The organism is Bacteroidota bacterium, from assembly GCA_018266835.1.
Classification (GTDB): Bacteria; Bacteroidota; Ignavibacteria; order Tepidaquicellales; family Tepidaquicellaceae; genus JAFDZO01.
The window spans coordinates 1,648,458-1,664,454 of the sequence record JAFDZP010000002.1 but is presented as its reverse complement, the minus strand read 5'-3'; the positions used below and the strand labels follow the sequence as shown (position 1 = coordinate 1,664,454).

At 36.1% G+C, this 15,997-nt stretch carries 12 protein-coding genes; 5 read left to right on the top strand and 7 right to left on the bottom strand.

Translation table 11 applies throughout. The features are described 5' to 3' along the window. Window positions 1-134 precede the first annotated feature (134 nt). On the bottom strand, window positions 135-866 hold the full coding sequence (locus tag JST55_09050) for a hypothetical protein (GenBank protein MBS1493646.1): 732 nt from the start codon (window positions 864-866) through the stop codon (window positions 135-137). 230 nt (window positions 867-1,096) lie between these two features. Between JST55_09050 and JST55_09045 the strand changes: the two genes are divergently transcribed. Next, complete coding sequence (locus JST55_09045) at window positions 1,097-1,717, top strand: hypothetical protein (protein MBS1493645.1); 621 nt, start codon at window positions 1,097-1,099, stop codon at window positions 1,715-1,717. Window positions 1,718-1,806: 89 nt separating this feature from the next. Here the strand turns inward: JST55_09045 and JST55_09040 are convergent, their stop codons facing one another. Then, window positions 1,807-3,717 carry a T9SS type A sorting domain-containing protein gene (locus JST55_09040; protein ID MBS1493644.1) on the bottom strand — a complete coding sequence of 637 codons (1,911 nt, stop codon included), beginning with the start codon at window positions 3,715-3,717 and terminating at the stop codon, window positions 1,807-1,809. A 151-nt stretch (window positions 3,718-3,868) separates the two neighbouring features. Continuing rightward, complete coding sequence (locus JST55_09035; protein MBS1493643.1) at window positions 3,869-5,710, bottom strand: T9SS type A sorting domain-containing protein; 1,842 nt, start codon at window positions 5,708-5,710, stop codon at window positions 3,869-3,871. A 186-nt stretch (window positions 5,711-5,896) separates the two neighbouring features. Between JST55_09035 and JST55_09030 the strand changes: the two genes are divergently transcribed. After that, window positions 5,897-6,523, top strand: a complete 627-nt coding sequence (locus JST55_09030) for an HXXEE domain-containing protein (GenBank protein MBS1493642.1) — start codon at window positions 5,897-5,899, stop codon at window positions 6,521-6,523. On the opposite strand, the gene JST55_09025 is transcribed toward JST55_09030, so the two are convergent. Then, window positions 6,520-7,500, bottom strand: coding sequence for an NAD-dependent epimerase/dehydratase family protein (locus JST55_09025; GenBank protein MBS1493641.1), 981 nt, complete (start codon window positions 7,498-7,500; stop codon window positions 6,520-6,522). The genes JST55_09030 and JST55_09025 overlap by 4 nt on opposite strands. Window positions 7,501-8,100: 600 nt before the next feature. Beyond that, a complete protein-coding gene (gene ade, locus JST55_09020; protein MBS1493640.1) occupies window positions 8,101-9,732 on the bottom strand; it encodes an adenine deaminase in 1,632 nt (543 codons plus the stop codon). 124 nt (window positions 9,733-9,856) lie between these two features. On the opposite strand from ade, the gene JST55_09015 reads away from it, so the two are divergent. The 3 genes from JST55_09015 (at window position 9,857) to lnt (ending at window position 12,756) form a co-directional block, all read left to right on the top strand. Beyond that, complete coding sequence (locus JST55_09015; GenBank protein ID MBS1493639.1) at window positions 9,857-10,489, top strand: DUF2569 family protein; 633 nt, start codon at window positions 9,857-9,859, stop codon at window positions 10,487-10,489. Between the two features lie 6 nt (window positions 10,490-10,495). Next, on the top strand, window positions 10,496-10,963 hold the full coding sequence (locus JST55_09010) for a hypothetical protein (protein ID MBS1493638.1): 468 nt from the start codon (window positions 10,496-10,498) through the stop codon (window positions 10,961-10,963). Window positions 10,964-11,091: 128 nt separating this feature from the next. Continuing rightward, entirely contained in the window at window positions 11,092-12,756 is a 1,665-nt protein-coding gene (gene lnt / locus JST55_09005; protein MBS1493637.1) for an apolipoprotein N-acyltransferase, read from the top strand. A 194-nt stretch (window positions 12,757-12,950) separates the two neighbouring features. Here lnt and JST55_09000 read toward each other — a convergent pair whose 3' ends face one another. Both JST55_09000 and JST55_08995 read right to left on the bottom strand, forming a co-directional pair. Continuing rightward, the gene (locus tag JST55_09000) at window positions 12,951-15,650 is read right to left on the bottom strand and encodes an SPOR domain-containing protein (GenBank protein MBS1493636.1); all 2,700 of its coding nucleotides are present in this window, start codon (window positions 15,648-15,650) and stop codon (window positions 12,951-12,953) included. Beyond that, entirely contained in the window at window positions 15,647-15,925 is a 279-nt protein-coding gene (locus JST55_08995) for an HU family DNA-binding protein (protein MBS1493635.1), read from the bottom strand. The genes JST55_09000 and JST55_08995 overlap by 4 nt, the downstream gene beginning before the upstream one ends. Window positions 15,926-15,997 lie beyond the last annotated feature (72 nt).

Here is a 15,997-nt window from a genome sequence, read left to right as displayed (position 1 = left end):
GGGGACAGACTAATGAAAAATTTTTTGAATTTTATTTTTAATATCTACGGAATAGCAGGAGATAGGTTTTACAATAAAAAAGCCGGAAAGGCTTAACCTGACCGGCTTTAAAATATAAACAAATCTATCTTTATTTAAAAAATTGCTACGGTAATACCAATTTTAGCGTTCACACCTAAATAATTCATGCTTCCTTTGGTATCATCTATATCGTCATTATACCAAGTATTAGGATTTAATGCAGCATTTACATCAAAGAAATCTGCGCTTGTAATAGAAAATTTATAAAATGGTCTTACTTCGCCAAAAATAATGACTGACGGGAATAATAAGTGAACTCCGACAAAAGGTCCTATTCCCATATTTACTGAGCCATCTGCTTTTACTTCTTTAAATTCTCCGGCAGTCCCTGTTTTATCATAGATTCTTGTGAAAACTGAAGCATCAGCTTTATCGACACTTAATGCACCGCCGATAAATCCGAATAGTGAACCCTCCTGAAACACTTGTTTTCCATAGGAGAAATTAAATTCCAGACCTGTCATTTTCATGTAAACTTCTCTTATCTGAGTTGAAGTTTCAGAGCTCACAGTTTCGGATTTCAGGTTCGGAATTTCGAGTTCAAATCCTCCCTCGCCAAAATTATACCCAACGCTGTAAACAACTCCGGATATAGATGATATCTTGTCCATTTTTTTTGTAAGAATGGCTGTGCGGGTATCATTATATCTGCCTATAACAAAATCCAATGGTTTAAATGAACCTGAACCGACCCGGTAACCCACCGCGAAACTCTGAGAATAACTGTTTGAGTAAAAATTTAAAAAAAGAATTAGAGCAAAAAGAGATAGTAGGATTTTTTTCATGTATATTTTTTGTTTTTTTAATATAACTCTGCTCACAAAAAGAAGTTTCATAATATCTTAAACTTTTTTTGAATGAAAACTGCAAAATAATTTTGAACGGAACTAAAATACAGAAATAATGTAGAACAAAAAACGAAACAAATATGACTTGCGGATATGGAACACAGTTTCAATAATCTGCAGAATATCTTATTTTCATTTACTTTTTATAAATTAAACCCTAACATAGAATGAAACTCAATTCTACTCTGGCACTAGTAGTATTATTTCTATTTTTAATCTCCGGCTGCGGCAAAAAAGAAGACAAAACATCAACCACAGAATCGAAAGATAAAAAAACCACAGAAACACAAAAAGAAACCACAAAAAAGAAAGAAGTAAAAAAATCATCCGAACCAAAGAAAGAAGTTACACCTCCTTCTGAACCGGACTGGACAAAATTAAAATCTACAGACGGAAAAATGACTTTCAGCCTTCCATCTGACTGGACAATAACAGAAAACACAGATACAAAATTAGCAACCATGAGTCCCGATAAAACAATGGGCTCTACTGCAGTTGTATTCGGTAACAATAAAATTTCTGCTGATGAATTACTTGAAATGGCATTAGGTGATTTCGATTTTGAACCTGAAGGGGAAGCACATTTTGTACAAATCGGTGACATCGAAGCTTACTATGTAGGCGCTGTCGGAAAAATCAACGGACAGGAAATGTCAATGCTTATTATGTCCGCAATTGATGCAAGCAGCCATGGCAACTACGTTGTTTATGCTTACACACCAACTGCAAACTTCGCTAAGAATGAAAAAACAATCAGCGATATTTTATTCAGTGTGGATTTCAATTAAGAAATTTTTAGTATTAATTTAGTATTAATGTAAAACAAAAAGGGAGCTCTTCGCTCCCTTTTTTGTTTATACTTCTATTATTACTTCTTTTACTTTACAAGTAACATTCTCTTCGTATCAACAAATCCGTTTGTTGTCAATGTATAGAAATAAACTCCGCTTGTTAAAGCCGATGCGTCGAAATCTACGCTATAACTTCCCGGAGTTAAATCGTTATTAACAATCTGCTTTATTTCTCTTCCAAGAATATCATAAACAGATAACTTCACAAATGAATTAACAGGAATGTTAAAGTTAATCATTGTAACAGGATTGAACGGATTAGGATAATTCTGTGATAATGAAAATTTCTCAGGAATACCTGTGTTCATGTTAACAACGTTTACACTTGGATTCTTCATTACAGCTCTTATCATCGGGTCATTTGTCGAACCGTTTCTATAAGGTGCAAATGAACCGCCAAGTCCTTCAAAGCTTCTGTTAGAAATAGGCGCTGTAATATCTTCGCCAATCTGAATGCTTGCTCCGTTCATTTCCCATGAAACATAGAAGCCGCCGCTGTTAATTGTAATTGCTCCAGGTACAACTATCGGAGTGAATACGTTAAGCGTTGGAGTAATTGCAGAAGATGAATAAAGTTCTGTTCCCGGTAATCCTCCCGGTCCGTCATCTCTGTAAATTTTTCCGAAGAATGAAACATTGCTTGCGTTAGATGGTATGAAGAATCTTAACGTATCAATTCTTGCAGGATAAACCGGTGGCACAAAGTACATTGCAACTGCGCCTGTACCGCCTGACCATGAAATACCGCCTGTATTTGTTCCGTTATCATAGGCAAGAGTGTACCATGGTGAGCTTCTTGTTACAACGTTAAGTTCAAGAGTTTTTGTATCATTGCTGGGAACTGCATCTCCAGTTAATAAAGTTGTTACTGATATACTGTACTTACCTGCCGTAGTAGGAATAAATTTCTTTGCAAAGGAAACAAGGGTATCCTTCTCGGCATTGAGTGCAGGAACAGTAAGTGAATCCGTAAACACTACTACATTCGATGCATTCTTTATAGAAAGACTTGCCAGGAAAGTGCCTCCTGTCGGTACGTTACCATTATTTGCAATTCTTGTATTTACGGTAACAGTATCATTTGTCCTCTTAAATATACCTCCCGTTGTAACATTATCTACCCATGATGTTGCAGCATCTTTAACTGTATAAGTTGTTGTACGAGGATAATAGTATTTTATAGCCATGCTATTGGTAATAGGTGTTGGTCCCACGCCTGCATATCTTTGAAGTCCGATATTACCCGTGATGTTCTCAATACCTATTACAAGCGCATTATTGCTTGATGGCGGCTGTAATGTACCTGCTATGTTTTTATAAAGCATTGTAATGGAAGAGTCTGACTTTGTCATTACAATCTGGAATGTATGGCTTCCGTTATATCCGGGGGCTGCCTGCTGCCATAAAGGAACGTCATACCATGTGACTATAACGCTGTCGACATTATTTCTATAGATGTAGCATTTTCCGGGCTGTGCTGCAACACCAAAAATTAAATCTGCTCCATATACTGCTATATAATTATTAGGTACAGTTGGTAATGGAATTGTAGGAAAACCGGAATTTAGCGGACTTGTATTTACATCTGAACCGGATTCAAGTAATAAATATCCGTTCGAACCGATTCTTAATCTGGATACATTGTAATAATAGTATCTGAAATTAAAACCTAACTGAAACGGTCCCACGTTATTATCGTCACTAAGTCCTGTGACTCTTGTCCAGTTTGCGCTTGGGCCAGATGTAGTATCTCTGAAAGTATATGCAGGTCCGCCTGCATCTGTATTATCTTTCCATTTATAGCCGTATGCATCAGGAGTTGCAGAGCTATCCGAGACAGGACTATTCTGCATTCCTTTTTTTGTATCCGCATTAACAGATAAAAATGGTAAGACAATAAATACTACAAATAACAACATTGTGATTTTTTTTCTCATAGTGTTTTTTATTATAGTTTTGAGAATAAGGGATTAGAACTGATTTACTTGTTTTACGAATTATAAACAATTTTTAACAAAATTTTCAGAGAAATATAAAGGGGAACTATTCGTTCCCCTTATTAACTCAATAGATAAAAATTAGATTTTATTACTTAGTAAGCATTAATTTCTTTGTATCGGTAAATTGTCCTGCAGTTATTCTATAGAAATAAGTACCGCTGGATAAATAAGACAAGTTCAGATCTAAAGTATGCTTTCCTGGTTCAAACGCACCTTGTGCCAGTATAGCAACCTCCTTGCCAAGTATATCATATAATCTCATCTCAACAAACTCGCCCTTTGGCAATGAGAATTCAATCTTTGTTGTTGGATTGAATGGGTTAGGATAATTTTGTGATAATGAATATTCCTTTGGGATTGTACTTGAATTACCTACCCCTGTTACTGTACCGCAGCCTGTAATAATCAGATTATTTGTACCAAGAGATGCCGCATTATATCCTGCGGGTTGAAACACCTTTACAGTATCGTTAACACATTTTATAGTTACTCCATTCATGATATTAGAGACAGGACTAGGATTAGCAGTTATCATTTGTGTCCACGCACCACCTGTAGCATTATAACTCCACAACTTATCATTTTTAACAGCTGTAGTATTTGTATCACCGCCCAATAAGAATGAGTAGTTTCCATAGGCAAAACCTGATGGTCTGCTTAGTGCAACAGGGAAGTCAGGACCCGCTGCCCATGTCAGCTGAGTGGCATTAGAACCGATAGTTCCGATATAAGTAGATTTTAAATAAACAGTATTAAATCCGCATGTCATTACAATTTTATTTCCGGCAGCAAGACTTAAGGCAAAAGTTCTTCTTCCTTGTCCGGAAGGTAAAGATGCGCTGATTGTACCCCATGTATTTGCAGCTACTCTGTAATAATGAACATCAAGATTTGTTGCCGCGCCTGTATAAGGACCACCGACAACATATATTACGCTATCGCCCCAAACTACAGAACCGTGTGCCGATAAGGCAGCAGGCAATGGTGCCATAGCAGTCCATGTTCCTGTTGCAGGATCATATCGCTGAACATTGTTTGATCCCGTAGTTGCCGATGTAGTTCCTCCCCCGATGAGATACAATTTTCCGCCGACTGAGTTCATTGATGCAGCAGTTACTCCAACGGGGCAAGGAACACCTGTTGTCCATGTGCCGCCTACTGTATATCTGTAAATTGTTGTAGCAGCTGCCCCGGCTGTTGTTGGTGCCTGAACATATAATGTATCACCAATCCAGGCTGCGCAGTTAAAATATGTTATTGCAGGAAGTACAGGATAAGTTGCTAAAGGGCAAAATGTGTTTGCATATTTAGTACAAATTACCGGACCTGAAGAAATATTTACTCCCATATGTGGCATCGTACCGCTTTGCTGTCCCCATACAAAAGGACATGAACTTGTAGTTAATGAAGTGTTTCTTCTGAATCCTGTAAGGGTTGTTGTACCTGTACTGAATCCGGAAGCACCGGCAGCACCGCATTGATTTACTTCAATAACCAGACTTTGCGCCGGATTATAATTAAAAGGCGTATCTAAATTAATTGTCATCCATTCGTTAGCATTTCCGCCAAGACTGACAGATGCTCTCTGGTAAACCTGTGTCATCGGACCGGAGTACCATACACCTGCATCAAAAGTCGTAAGACTTGTCTGACCCATTTTTATGTAAAAATTAGTATAAGTGTAAGGACCTAAATTCGCTGCAAGTCTGAATGAAACTGCAGTTATGTTTCCTGCCGGTGCAGGAGTAGGCTGTGCAAAATCTCCGGGGAGAAATAATACTTGTACCTCTTTACCGCCGGGTATATTAAACGGAAAAGAGTTCGTATTACCCGTAACATTATAATTATAATATTGCGGGGTTTGTGCAAATGTTGTGGAAATGGAAAACGCCGTAAGTAAGAAAAGTACCAAGCAGGAAAGACGTTTCATTTTTACCTCCGTTTAGAGTTTAGAAAAAAGAAACCTTGGTGAATCGAATTGAGTAGGGTGAATTATTCAACTTTAAATATTTTCTATAATAAATAAAAGGGTAAAAAAGGTATGGAAAGTCCGATTCTTTTCTAAAGTGAAAAATACAATTATTGATTATACAAATACAGAGAACTATTTTCTTCAATGAATTTTCTCAGAAATCATTGGTTCGATATCGGATTTATTTTCGGCTGTTCTGCTGCGTTTTATCTAATTCTAAACCCGGAATTTTTTGGAAGTCTGAAATTTATTCTGTGGTTCAATTTCGCATCACTTTTCTTTCATCAGTTTGAAGAGTACAGGTATCCGGGTTATTTTCCGGGATTGATAAATGAAAAATTATTCAGCAGCAGAATGCCAGATAGATTTCCTTTGAATACAAATTCAGCTCTTATTGTAAACGTGTGCTTAGGATGGACCGTTTATTTTATAGCAATTTTCATTGGAGAAAAATACATCTGGTTTGCTATTGGTGTGACGCTTATTTCAGTCGGTAATTTTTTTGCTCATACAATAATGTTCAACATAAAAGCAAAAACAATTTATAATCCGGGAATGCTAACAAGTATTTTGTTATTTCTTCCCGGAGCAGGTTACTTCTTTTATTTCATATCTAAAAGTAATTTAGCATCGCCGTTTGATTACATAATCGGTTTGTTGCTTGGTTTTATTTTCAACTACTTTGGGATAATAAAAATAATTGAGTGGATGAAAGACGAAAACACAAAGTATATTTTTCCTCAGCACTGTCTCCCTCCCGGTAAAAATTAATCTTTTTCGATTAACTCTTTTTCCTTCTCGATGCTCAGTCCGTACTTAGGAACAGGCCATCCTCTTTCTTCATAGAAAGGAATTGTATCTTTCACTGATTCTTCAAACGAATGAAACTGCGGCTTGAAATCCTCATGCGCTTTTTTCATATCGAATACAAAATCCATTTTACCAAGCCACATTGCTATATCCATCCATGGCTGTAGGTTATTCTCTTCGAAAAATTTATCTGACCTAACTACAAGCTCGGGATTCGTGCCGACTAACTTCGAACATGTATTAACAACATCAAAAATACTGACAGGGTCATGTGTAACTGCATTATAAATTTTTCTATGACCGTCTGCCTCTATAGCCTTAATAATTAAGTGGGCAAAGTCAGGAGCAAAAGTATTTTGGGTAAGTGAGCTTGCTGATTCCGGCATTAATATTTTATCCTGTGTCTTCGCTCTGTACAGCCAGCAGTAAAATCTGTCCGTGGGGTCATACTTTCCGCAGATTAGCGCAGGACGGAAAATAATTGCATCAAGCCAGTCCTTGCTTAAAATAACTCTCTCGCACTCCGCTTTGTTGTGACCGTAGAATTGCAGGTCCTTGCTGTCACGCTGCTCGTCTGTGCATCCGTAAACTTGCGAATCCTCACTGATGATTCCGTTAACTGCTTCAAAATCATAAACTGAACAGGTTGAAATAAAAATATATCTGCCGATGTTTCCTTTTAGGACTTCAAGAGTGTTATTTATATTTGTAGGATACATGCCTGCAAAATCTATTACACAATCGAATTTTAATCCTTCAAGTTTTTTTATGTCATCGGTAAGCCTGTCACCCTGAATATGTTTTACATTCGGGAAGATGTCGGGATTTCTTTTTCCGCGATTGAATAAAGTTAAGTCATAATTGGAATCCTGTGAGAGCTGTTCGGAGACCATTCTGCCGACGAATCCTGTTCCGCCGATAATTAAAATTTTTTTCATGTGAATTTTTAAGATTGAAAATTACTGTTAAAAAGTGATACGGAACGGGACAACAAAAGTTATCATAAGGGCTTATGGATATCAATTATGAATTCAGAAATATGAATGATGAATTAAGTTAGTCGGAGCTTTTTCATTCTCTCGTTCCGATGCTCCAGCTTTGGAACGTTATTACAAAGTCGGGAAATAGTCGGATTCTTTTTAATTTCAGATTTTGACTGTAATAAAAAAGTAACTTTTTTGAAGGATCTTTGTCTCGTCTTCAGATTGATGTTAAAGAAAATTTTTTGAAATGACGGGTTTTTGACGGATTTTCTCTCCATCAGTATTGTTTTTACAATGCTGGTGTTTTTTATTTTTCGTCTGAGATGAATTTTATTCGAGAGCCCACGTTCATCAACTCAAACACTTCAAAAATAATGAATCATGAATTCCTTTTCAAACGAATCTTCCCTATTAGTAGGTATATGGAATTATTTTTTTATGAATAAAAAAGCCGCATGTAATGCAGCTCTACTTTTTATAGAATGTCCCCCTCTCCCGCTAAAGCGGGACTTTTGATAAATGATCGGCTTTTCAAGGAGGGGTTAGGGGTGGTTATCAAAACTGTAACGGCGTAAATTCAAACTTGCTTCCGTCAAACAATCCTTTATCGCTGAGCTTCAATGCAGGAATCACCAGCAGCGCCATGAACGAAAGCGTCATGTATGGCGCATACATCTGCGTGCCAAGCTCCTTTGCGAGCTTATCAATCTCCGTATATTTATCTGCAACAGTGTAACCGTCTTCGTTTGACATTATTCCCGCAACGGGCAGGCCGAGCACTTCCGTGCTTCCGCCCTGCGAAACAGATACACCGCCTTTGTGTTTTATAATTCCGTTCACAGCATTGCAGATATCTTCATCCGTAACGCCGACTGCAATTATATTATGCGAGTCATGGGCAACGCACGATGCAATCGCTCCCTTCTTCAATCCGAAATTTTTAATGAATGCAACTGCAGGCGGAGTGTTGCCATACCTCTCAACCACTGCAAGCTTAAGCACGTCATTTTCAACATCCGATACTAAATAACCTTCTTCTGATTTCATGGGATAGTGAAGTTCGTTCGTAATAAGCTGTCCTTCATTCGCTTCTATAACTCTTATATTCTCTTTCACGGCTTTAACCTGAAAGTCATTGGGATTTTTATACTCAGTATTAAAATTATTTACAATTGTTGAAGGCACGCGTTCTATCAATGTTTTTCCTTTATCAGCAACAAGTTTTCCATTAATATAAGTCTGTTCAACTTTGAATGATTTTAAGTCTTCTACTACGGCAAAGTCAGCATAATCGCCAACTTGTAATAATCCCACTTCCAGATTATAATGCTTCACGGGATTTACACATGCGCACTGAAGGACCTTCATAACGTCATAACCTTTTGCAACTGAGCGCGCCGCAATCTGATTCAAATGCCCTACGACTAAATCGTTCGGATGCTTATCATCGCTGCAGAACATAGTTTTATCCGTGTGAGTATCAATAAGCGTATGCAGTGCATCATAATTTTTTGCAGCCGAGCCTTCGCGTATTAAAATTTTCATCCCGTATTTTAATTTATCATGCGCTTCCTCAATTGTAAAACATTCATGGTCAGTTGATATGCCAGCTTCAATATATTTTTTTGCATCTTCGCCTCGTAAGCCGGGAGCGTGTCCGTCAATCGGCTTGCCAAACTCTTTAGCAATTGCAATCTTTTCCATCACTTCTTTATCGCCGTAAAGAACTCCAGGGAAGTTCATCATCTCACTCAGATAAACAAGCTTATCTTCTGCAAACAATTTTCTTATGTCATTAGGTGTAATGTGTGCTCCGGCAGTTTCAAAAGTTGTGGCAGGTACACACGGCGATGCTCCGAAGTAAAATTTGAAAGGAACAAGTTTCCCGTTCGCAATCATATAACGCACTCCGTCAATGCCGAGCACGTTTCCTATTTCATGCGGGTCGGAAACTGTTGCAACTGTACCCTGCACAACGGCAAGTCTTGCAAATTCTGAAGGGATAAGCATTGAGCTCTCTACGTGAACATGCGCATCTACAAATCCCGGAATGATATAATTATTATATTTTTCGTTGGGAGTTTCTGTGATTGATTCTATTTTCTCACCCGATACGTTTATCGTTCCGGGAAAAATTTTATTGTTAACAACATCGACAATATTGCCTGAGACTGAAAATTTATTCATAAGTAATTTTTGTTATAAATAGAAATAAGCAGAATGGATGAGATATTAAAGTTAAAATTTAAGATAAAAATGTTTTCTATTTTAAAACATATTAATTATAACTAATTTGATAAAAAATAAATATATGTTTGAAAATACAGCCGAGTGGGAAGGAACATGCGTTCTCAATGGTTCGTTAGGAACTTGTTTCAAATGCAAAAAAACTTTTGAAATAACTAATCAAGATATTGCAAGCAAAAACTTTATTTGTAGTGAATGTAAAGCGTCTAACAAAATAATTGTTGTAGACGAAACTTTAGTAGGTATAAAGGGATGGCTTTTATTTTTTTCTATATGCTTAGTATTAAGTCTAATGAGTGCTTTTGCTAATTTAGGAGAAATTTCTATTTTTCAGGACAACCTTGATAAAAATTCAGTCCCTTATAATTCCATTTTTCTTAATATTGCATTTATGGTGAGAATAATAGTTTTTTTATATTTATCATATGTACATTATCTTTTCTTTTCAAAAAATATTAAATTCAGAAAAGAATTTAATAAATATATTTTTTTTACAATTCTTGCTGTAATATTTTCAAATTTATTGCTTTATTCATCCATCACCTCTAGCATTTATTACAAAAAGTTAAGTGACACTTCTTCAAATATATTAAGTAGTACTATAATAAATATTATTACTTTAACTGTTTATTGGGTAATCTGGAGTAGCTACTTCCGTAAATCAAAGAGATTTATGAATACTTTTTTTACAAAATAAAAGTCTATGAAAATAAATCTTAAAATTCTTTCATTAATTTCTTTAATGTTATTACTGATCAGTTTCGGTTGTAATAAGGAAGAAAAAAAAGAACTGCAAAAACCTATAATACGGGATAGTGATTTATTAAGTAAGGATTTCTTAAAGGAAGAAAATAGAAATGAGAGCAGATGGATTCTATTAGATGAAAAAATAAATGGAAAAGAAAAAGTGAAGTTTTTTTTAGATACTTTGTCTTTAGTTAGAACTCAAGATACCATACAAGCATGGTTTAAATACGATGATGGCACTCAAAATGAAGATGACGATAGTTATTTTTTCAGAGTTGTTTACTGTAAAGAAAGAATGTTTAGAGAGTTAATTACCAAAAGACGACCGTTTTTTGATTCCGAACTTTTAAGAATGTATAGAGAAAAGTACCCCATTGTCCCATATTCAGCTATGGAAACATTTTACAATAAATATTGCAAATAGATTCCTTTAAATAATTCCCCATAAATTTTTCAATCCCTTCTTACATAATTATATTTTAATTTCTGATGTTTATGGATTCCCGCCTCCTTAACAAGCAAATAGCTTTGCGGGAATGAAAAAAGTTACATTTGAAAAAGTTCCTCAACAGATTTAAGACTAAAGACTTCTGGCTGCGAGTCATTTGCGGGGTTTGCTTCGGGCTTGCCTTTCCGCCTATCAATCTTTATCCTTTGATTTACATAGGAATAATTCTTCTAATAAAAGAAATTATTACGTGTAACTCATACAACGAAGTCCTCAGAAAAACATACGCAATTTTCTTCTGGTTTAATCTTGTAGCTGTTTCGTGGTTGTGCCTCAGCGGATTCCGTCACAATGCCGATAGATTTTTAATCGTTGCGGGAGTTCTTACTCTTATAGCTCATCCTATGTTCTTCTGGCTTCCTGCAGCAGCCTTCTATAAAGTTTACCGCTCGTTAAAGAATTTCAGATATAAATATTTATATCTCCTTTCATTTCCATTCATCTGGGTAGCGTTCGAATATCTTCACACTCAAACGCAACTGAGTTTTCCCTGGCTTACGTTCGGTAACTCTCAAACATATAACCTTGCTAAAATTCAGTTTATAGAGTACACAGGCGTTTACGGATTAACGTTCTGGATTTGTACAGTAGGCATATTACTGTTTTATTTTGCTCAGAAACAGCGCGCTGCAAGATGGCAGAATTTTAATATCAAAAGCTATCTACTGATAATTTTAATCATAGTAGTTTATCTTGCTCCCGATGCATATACTTTTATAATGAAAAGCCCTGCAAAATATTCTAACGCTTTTACAAACGGAGAAGTAAACGTGGGAGTTGTTCAGCCTAACGGAGACCCATGGGAAAAATGGGGAAGTAAGCAAATGCAGTTTGTGAATGAGTATACCGATATGATTAAAACACTTAAGGATAAAAATCCTAAAACGGAATTAATAATTTTGCCTGAGACTGCAATTACGTTTTTAATTTTTCAGGAGAGCTATAAAGAAAAATATCTTAAATTTAAAAATCTTGTTGATTCAATTAACACCCCGTTACTCATTGGATTACCCTATGTAAAATTTTATAAAGACTCACTTGAAGCCCCACCCGATGCTAAGAGAGGCGGCTCAGGAAATTTTTACGACACATACAATGCAGCTGCGCTTTTTGAAAAAAACAAAACTCCGCAGGAATACCAGATTTATAAAAAAAATAAATTAGTAATCGGCGCGGAAAGAATTCCTTATCAGGAAACTCTTGGCTTCCTTAAAGATTTTGTTACCTGGGGTGTCGGTATAAGCCAGTGGCAGATAGGCAAAGACACTGTAAATTTTGTTATGGAAAACGGAGTGCAGTTTAATACTGCAATTTGTTATGAATCAGTGTACCCGGAGTATTTTTCCAAGTTTGTAAAAAAAGGAGCGGACTTCTGTACCATAATAACAAACGATGCATGGTGGGGAAAACTATTTGGAACCTATCAGCATAATCAGTTTGCAATTTTACGCGCTGTGGAAAACAGAAGATGGATTGCCAGAAGCGCCAATACAGGTATCTCAGATTTTATTGACCCCTACGGAAATAAATATGAAGAGACGGAAATAAATACGAGAGCTTCTTTCGCAGGAAAGATCGGCATTATAAAAGAGAAAACTTTTTATACTGAGCACGGAGATTTGTTCAGTGTGATATGCTTATGGATAAGCAGCGGAGCTGTGCTTGCTTGTTTTGTAATTGGGTTTATAAAACAAAAAAGCCGCAGCTAACCCACTGCGGCTTTGATGTATAAAGTTGAAATGCTGAATGTTAGTTAAACAGCCTCAACAAGAATACTTGGTGTATTCACAACCGGTGTATCTTTTTTATGCAATTTAAACTTCAGCACAATCGGAACAATTGCTACTGCTAAAACTGCCAAGCCTTTTAACGATAAATATTTCATAGCTTATAATAATTTAGATTAGAACTTCTCTGAATAATTTTTTGCTTCTTCAAGAGTTTTGAACATTCCTACTCTCACTCTGAAAAATGTTGTATTGTCTTTTTCAAGTTCTTCAATTCTTACATTTTCAATTTTCTTATCAGCCAGCATTTTAGATTTTTCTATTGCGGCTTCCTTTTCATTGAATGAACCTGCCTGAATTGTAAAACCGTTTTCTGTCTGGAAGTAAACTTTATCTTTTCCGTTATCGTAAAAATATTTTTCATTCTTTACATCTTTCACCTTTACCAGTCCGTAGTTCTTTTCTTTTAATGAAGGATTTTCTTTACCCATAATACCTGAGTTGAAAATCGCGAAGAATAAAAGTCCAAGCGCTATTACAATAATAATTGCAATTATGAAAATGCTCGTCTTGGATTCTTTATGAAGACCGTTATCTTCAAGTACCTGATTTAATGTTGATGCACCGTTACCGTTCTTTCCGTTGCCGTTTGCGTATGGCTTCAGCGGATTACCGTTTGTGTAAATTTTTGATGTTCTTACGTCGTGCTCTTTTCCGCTTTCTGTAAGTCCCGGTCCGTACATATCAAGACCTGCTGTATCTTTCAAACCGTGACCGTTTGTATCAGTTAAGTTATGACCATTTGTGGTATCTTGTAAATTGTGACCGTTTGAAGTATCGGTTAAATCGTGGCCGTTCGTATCGGTTTTTTCATGCATCTCACGGATTTGGTTTAAATCCTCTGCATGCTCTTTCTCTTCTTTTGTTTCAGATTTCTGTTCGAATATATCATTAAAGCTTTTTGCGCTTGAGTAAATATCACTGATAGAAGAATTGCTTAAATCCTTCTTCTCTTCTGCAGGAGGCTGTGAAGCTTCTATAGTTGGTTCAGTTGTTTCCGGATGTTTCTCACTTTTTACTATTTCATTATGAAGATTTTGTACTTCTTCTTTTATTATAGGTGTCTGCTTCGGCTCTTCCTTCTTAATATTTTCAGAGGTAAGAATCGAATTGAAGATAGAAGATAAAGCTGTTGAAAGCTGTGCTTCTTCAGAATCCATTGCAGGTACAGGTGCAATTACTTCAGGCTCTGCTTCTTTCTTTTCTTCAATTTCCTGCTGCTTTTCTTTTTCCTCTTCTTCTTCTTTTATTTTTGAAGATTCAGTTCTGAATTCCTGTATAAGCGAATCAACCTTTGCATGAAGTTCTGTATCAGTAATCTCACTTACCAAAGGAGTATCAGGTAGCTTTTGTCCCTCAACTATTTCAGGAACAACTTCTTCCGTTTTCTCTTCAATTACAGGTGTAATTTTTTCTTCTATTACAGGTGTAACTTCTTCTTCAATAACCGGAGCAATTTTTTCTTCAATAACTTCAGGAAGAACTTCTTCAGGTGCTTCAGTTTTAATAAAGTACTTATCTGCAATATCTTCTGTCTTTACTTCCTGTACCAGCTCTTCTTCTATTACATCTTCGTATTCTTCTTCGTATTCTTCTTCATCTGCTACTCCTAATGTTTTTAAGAGATCATCAATATTGCTTGTAGACGGGTCTTTTGCCTTAGGAGTTTTCTTTCCCGGAGCTTTAACTATCTCTGCAAGTCTCTCTTCAATTTTCTTTTCAATTGCCGGTGCGTCAAGTGATTCCTCAATCGGCTTTGTAAAATCTTCAGCCGGTAGTTTAAAATCTTCAACTGGTGCAATTTTTTCCTCGATTACATCTATGGCAGAAACAAACTCAGGCTTATCTTCTTCAGTGGTTTTTACTTCTTCGGTATATTCTGATTCTACAACTAAATTTCCTAAGTCAGGTGCTACTGTTTTTTCTTCAGCTTCAATTTTCGGCTCTTCAACAATCGGTTCAGGTGTAATTTTTGCTTCAGGCTCAATAGTCTTTTCTATTACAGGAGGTACAACGTCTATCGGCGGAAGCTCTATCTTAGGTTCTTTTTTCTCTTCTCTGGCAACAATCTTTTCTTCAGTGTTAGTCTCAACTTTTGTTTCTGTTCTTGTCTCAACTTTCTTAGCTTCGGACTCTTTGAACTTTGCTTCAAGTTCTTTTATTTTTGCTTCAAGCGACGAAATAGATGCTTTGTACTGTTCATCTTTTAATTTATCTTCTTCTGCGCGTTTTACATAATCTGCCTGCGGCGGAACTATTTCTGTTTTTGCTTTTGATAATGTTTCGCCAAGCTTTTCGTCTTCAAAAAATTTCTTTATTACATTTATGAACGCTTCAATTTTTCTTACGCGCTGCTCTAAATCACTTAAACCCGCATTTTTATTATTCGCAGAAGTTAAATTAACCTGCTCTTCAATAAAATCTTTTTCTTCTTCTGTATATCTGTCAAAAACTTCAGCTGATTCAACCGGAGCTTCTTCTCTGTAAATATTTTCTTCGCCTAAAGAGAGAATTCTTTCCTTGTTCATGTTCCTTTCAATATCACGAAACAGAATTTTGGCGAGATTATTGTAGTTATAGTTAACCTCTGTGGCAAGTTTTTTTGATGGGGAAAACTTCACAGAATTAACTTTACCTCCGTCAGTCCCGGTTCTTTCAATCACGTTGAATTTACCGAATTCTGAAATGTTTAAGTTCTTGCTCTTACGGAAAGAGCCTTCGATGTACTGAAATACATTCTCATAAAACTGAATGGATTCCAGCTCACTTATCTTAAACTCATCGGAGATACTCCTTATTATCTGCTCTTTAGTCATTTTTTATTTATTATGTCTAATAAATTTTTTGATGGAGTAAAATTTATATAGTCTTTAGGGGGAAGCAAAACTTCCTGATTTTCTTTCGTATTCATAATCTTCATGCTTTCGCGGTGCTCTACCGTGAACTCTCCAAAATTATCAACAGAGAATTCTTTATCCTTTACAAGGGATTCCTTTATTAACTCGAATATTCTGTCGAATATCTGCTCGCTTCTGTGACGGCTGAAGCTGCTGGAGTTTGCCACTTTGCTTACTAAAGAATCTTTGTTCATTTTTTATAGATGTGAGTTAATTTTTTTAGCATCGACTCTATATATAGCTTATTAACACTTCCTGATAAAATT

What these genes read in the sequence shown, in the direction of transcription:
- JST55_09050 (MBS1493646.1), bottom strand. Translation starts at nt 866, where the DNA reads ATGAAAAAAATCCTACTATCTCTTTTTGCTCTAATTCTTTTTTTAAAT.
- JST55_09000 (MBS1493636.1), bottom strand. Translation starts at nt 15,650, where the DNA reads ATGACTAAAGAGCAGATAATAAGGAGTATCTCCGATGAGTTTAAGATA.
- JST55_09010 (MBS1493638.1), top strand. Translation starts at nt 10,496, where the DNA reads ATGAAAATAAATCTTAAAATTCTTTCATTAATTTCTTTAATGTTATTA.
- JST55_09045 (MBS1493645.1), top strand. Translation starts at nt 1,097, where the DNA reads ATGAAACTCAATTCTACTCTGGCACTAGTAGTATTATTTCTATTTTTA.
- JST55_08995 (MBS1493635.1), bottom strand. Translation starts at nt 15,925, where the DNA reads ATGAACAAAGATTCTTTAGTAAGCAAAGTGGCAAACTCCAGCAGCTTC.
- JST55_09040 (MBS1493644.1), bottom strand. Translation starts at nt 3,717, where the DNA reads ATGAGAAAAAAAATCACAATGTTGTTATTTGTAGTATTTATTGTCTTA.
- JST55_09030 (MBS1493642.1), top strand. Translation starts at nt 5,897, where the DNA reads ATGAATTTTCTCAGAAATCATTGGTTCGATATCGGATTTATTTTCGGC.
- JST55_09035 (MBS1493643.1), bottom strand. Translation starts at nt 5,710, where the DNA reads ATGAAACGTCTTTCCTGCTTGGTACTTTTCTTACTTACGGCGTTTTCC.
- JST55_09015 (MBS1493639.1), top strand. Translation starts at nt 9,857, where the DNA reads ATGTTTGAAAATACAGCCGAGTGGGAAGGAACATGCGTTCTCAATGGT.
- ade (MBS1493640.1), bottom strand. Translation starts at nt 9,732, where the DNA reads ATGAATAAATTTTCAGTCTCAGGCAATATTGTCGATGTTGTTAACAAT.
- JST55_09025 (MBS1493641.1), bottom strand. Translation starts at nt 7,500, where the DNA reads ATGAAAAAAATTTTAATTATCGGCGGAACAGGATTCGTCGGCAGAATG.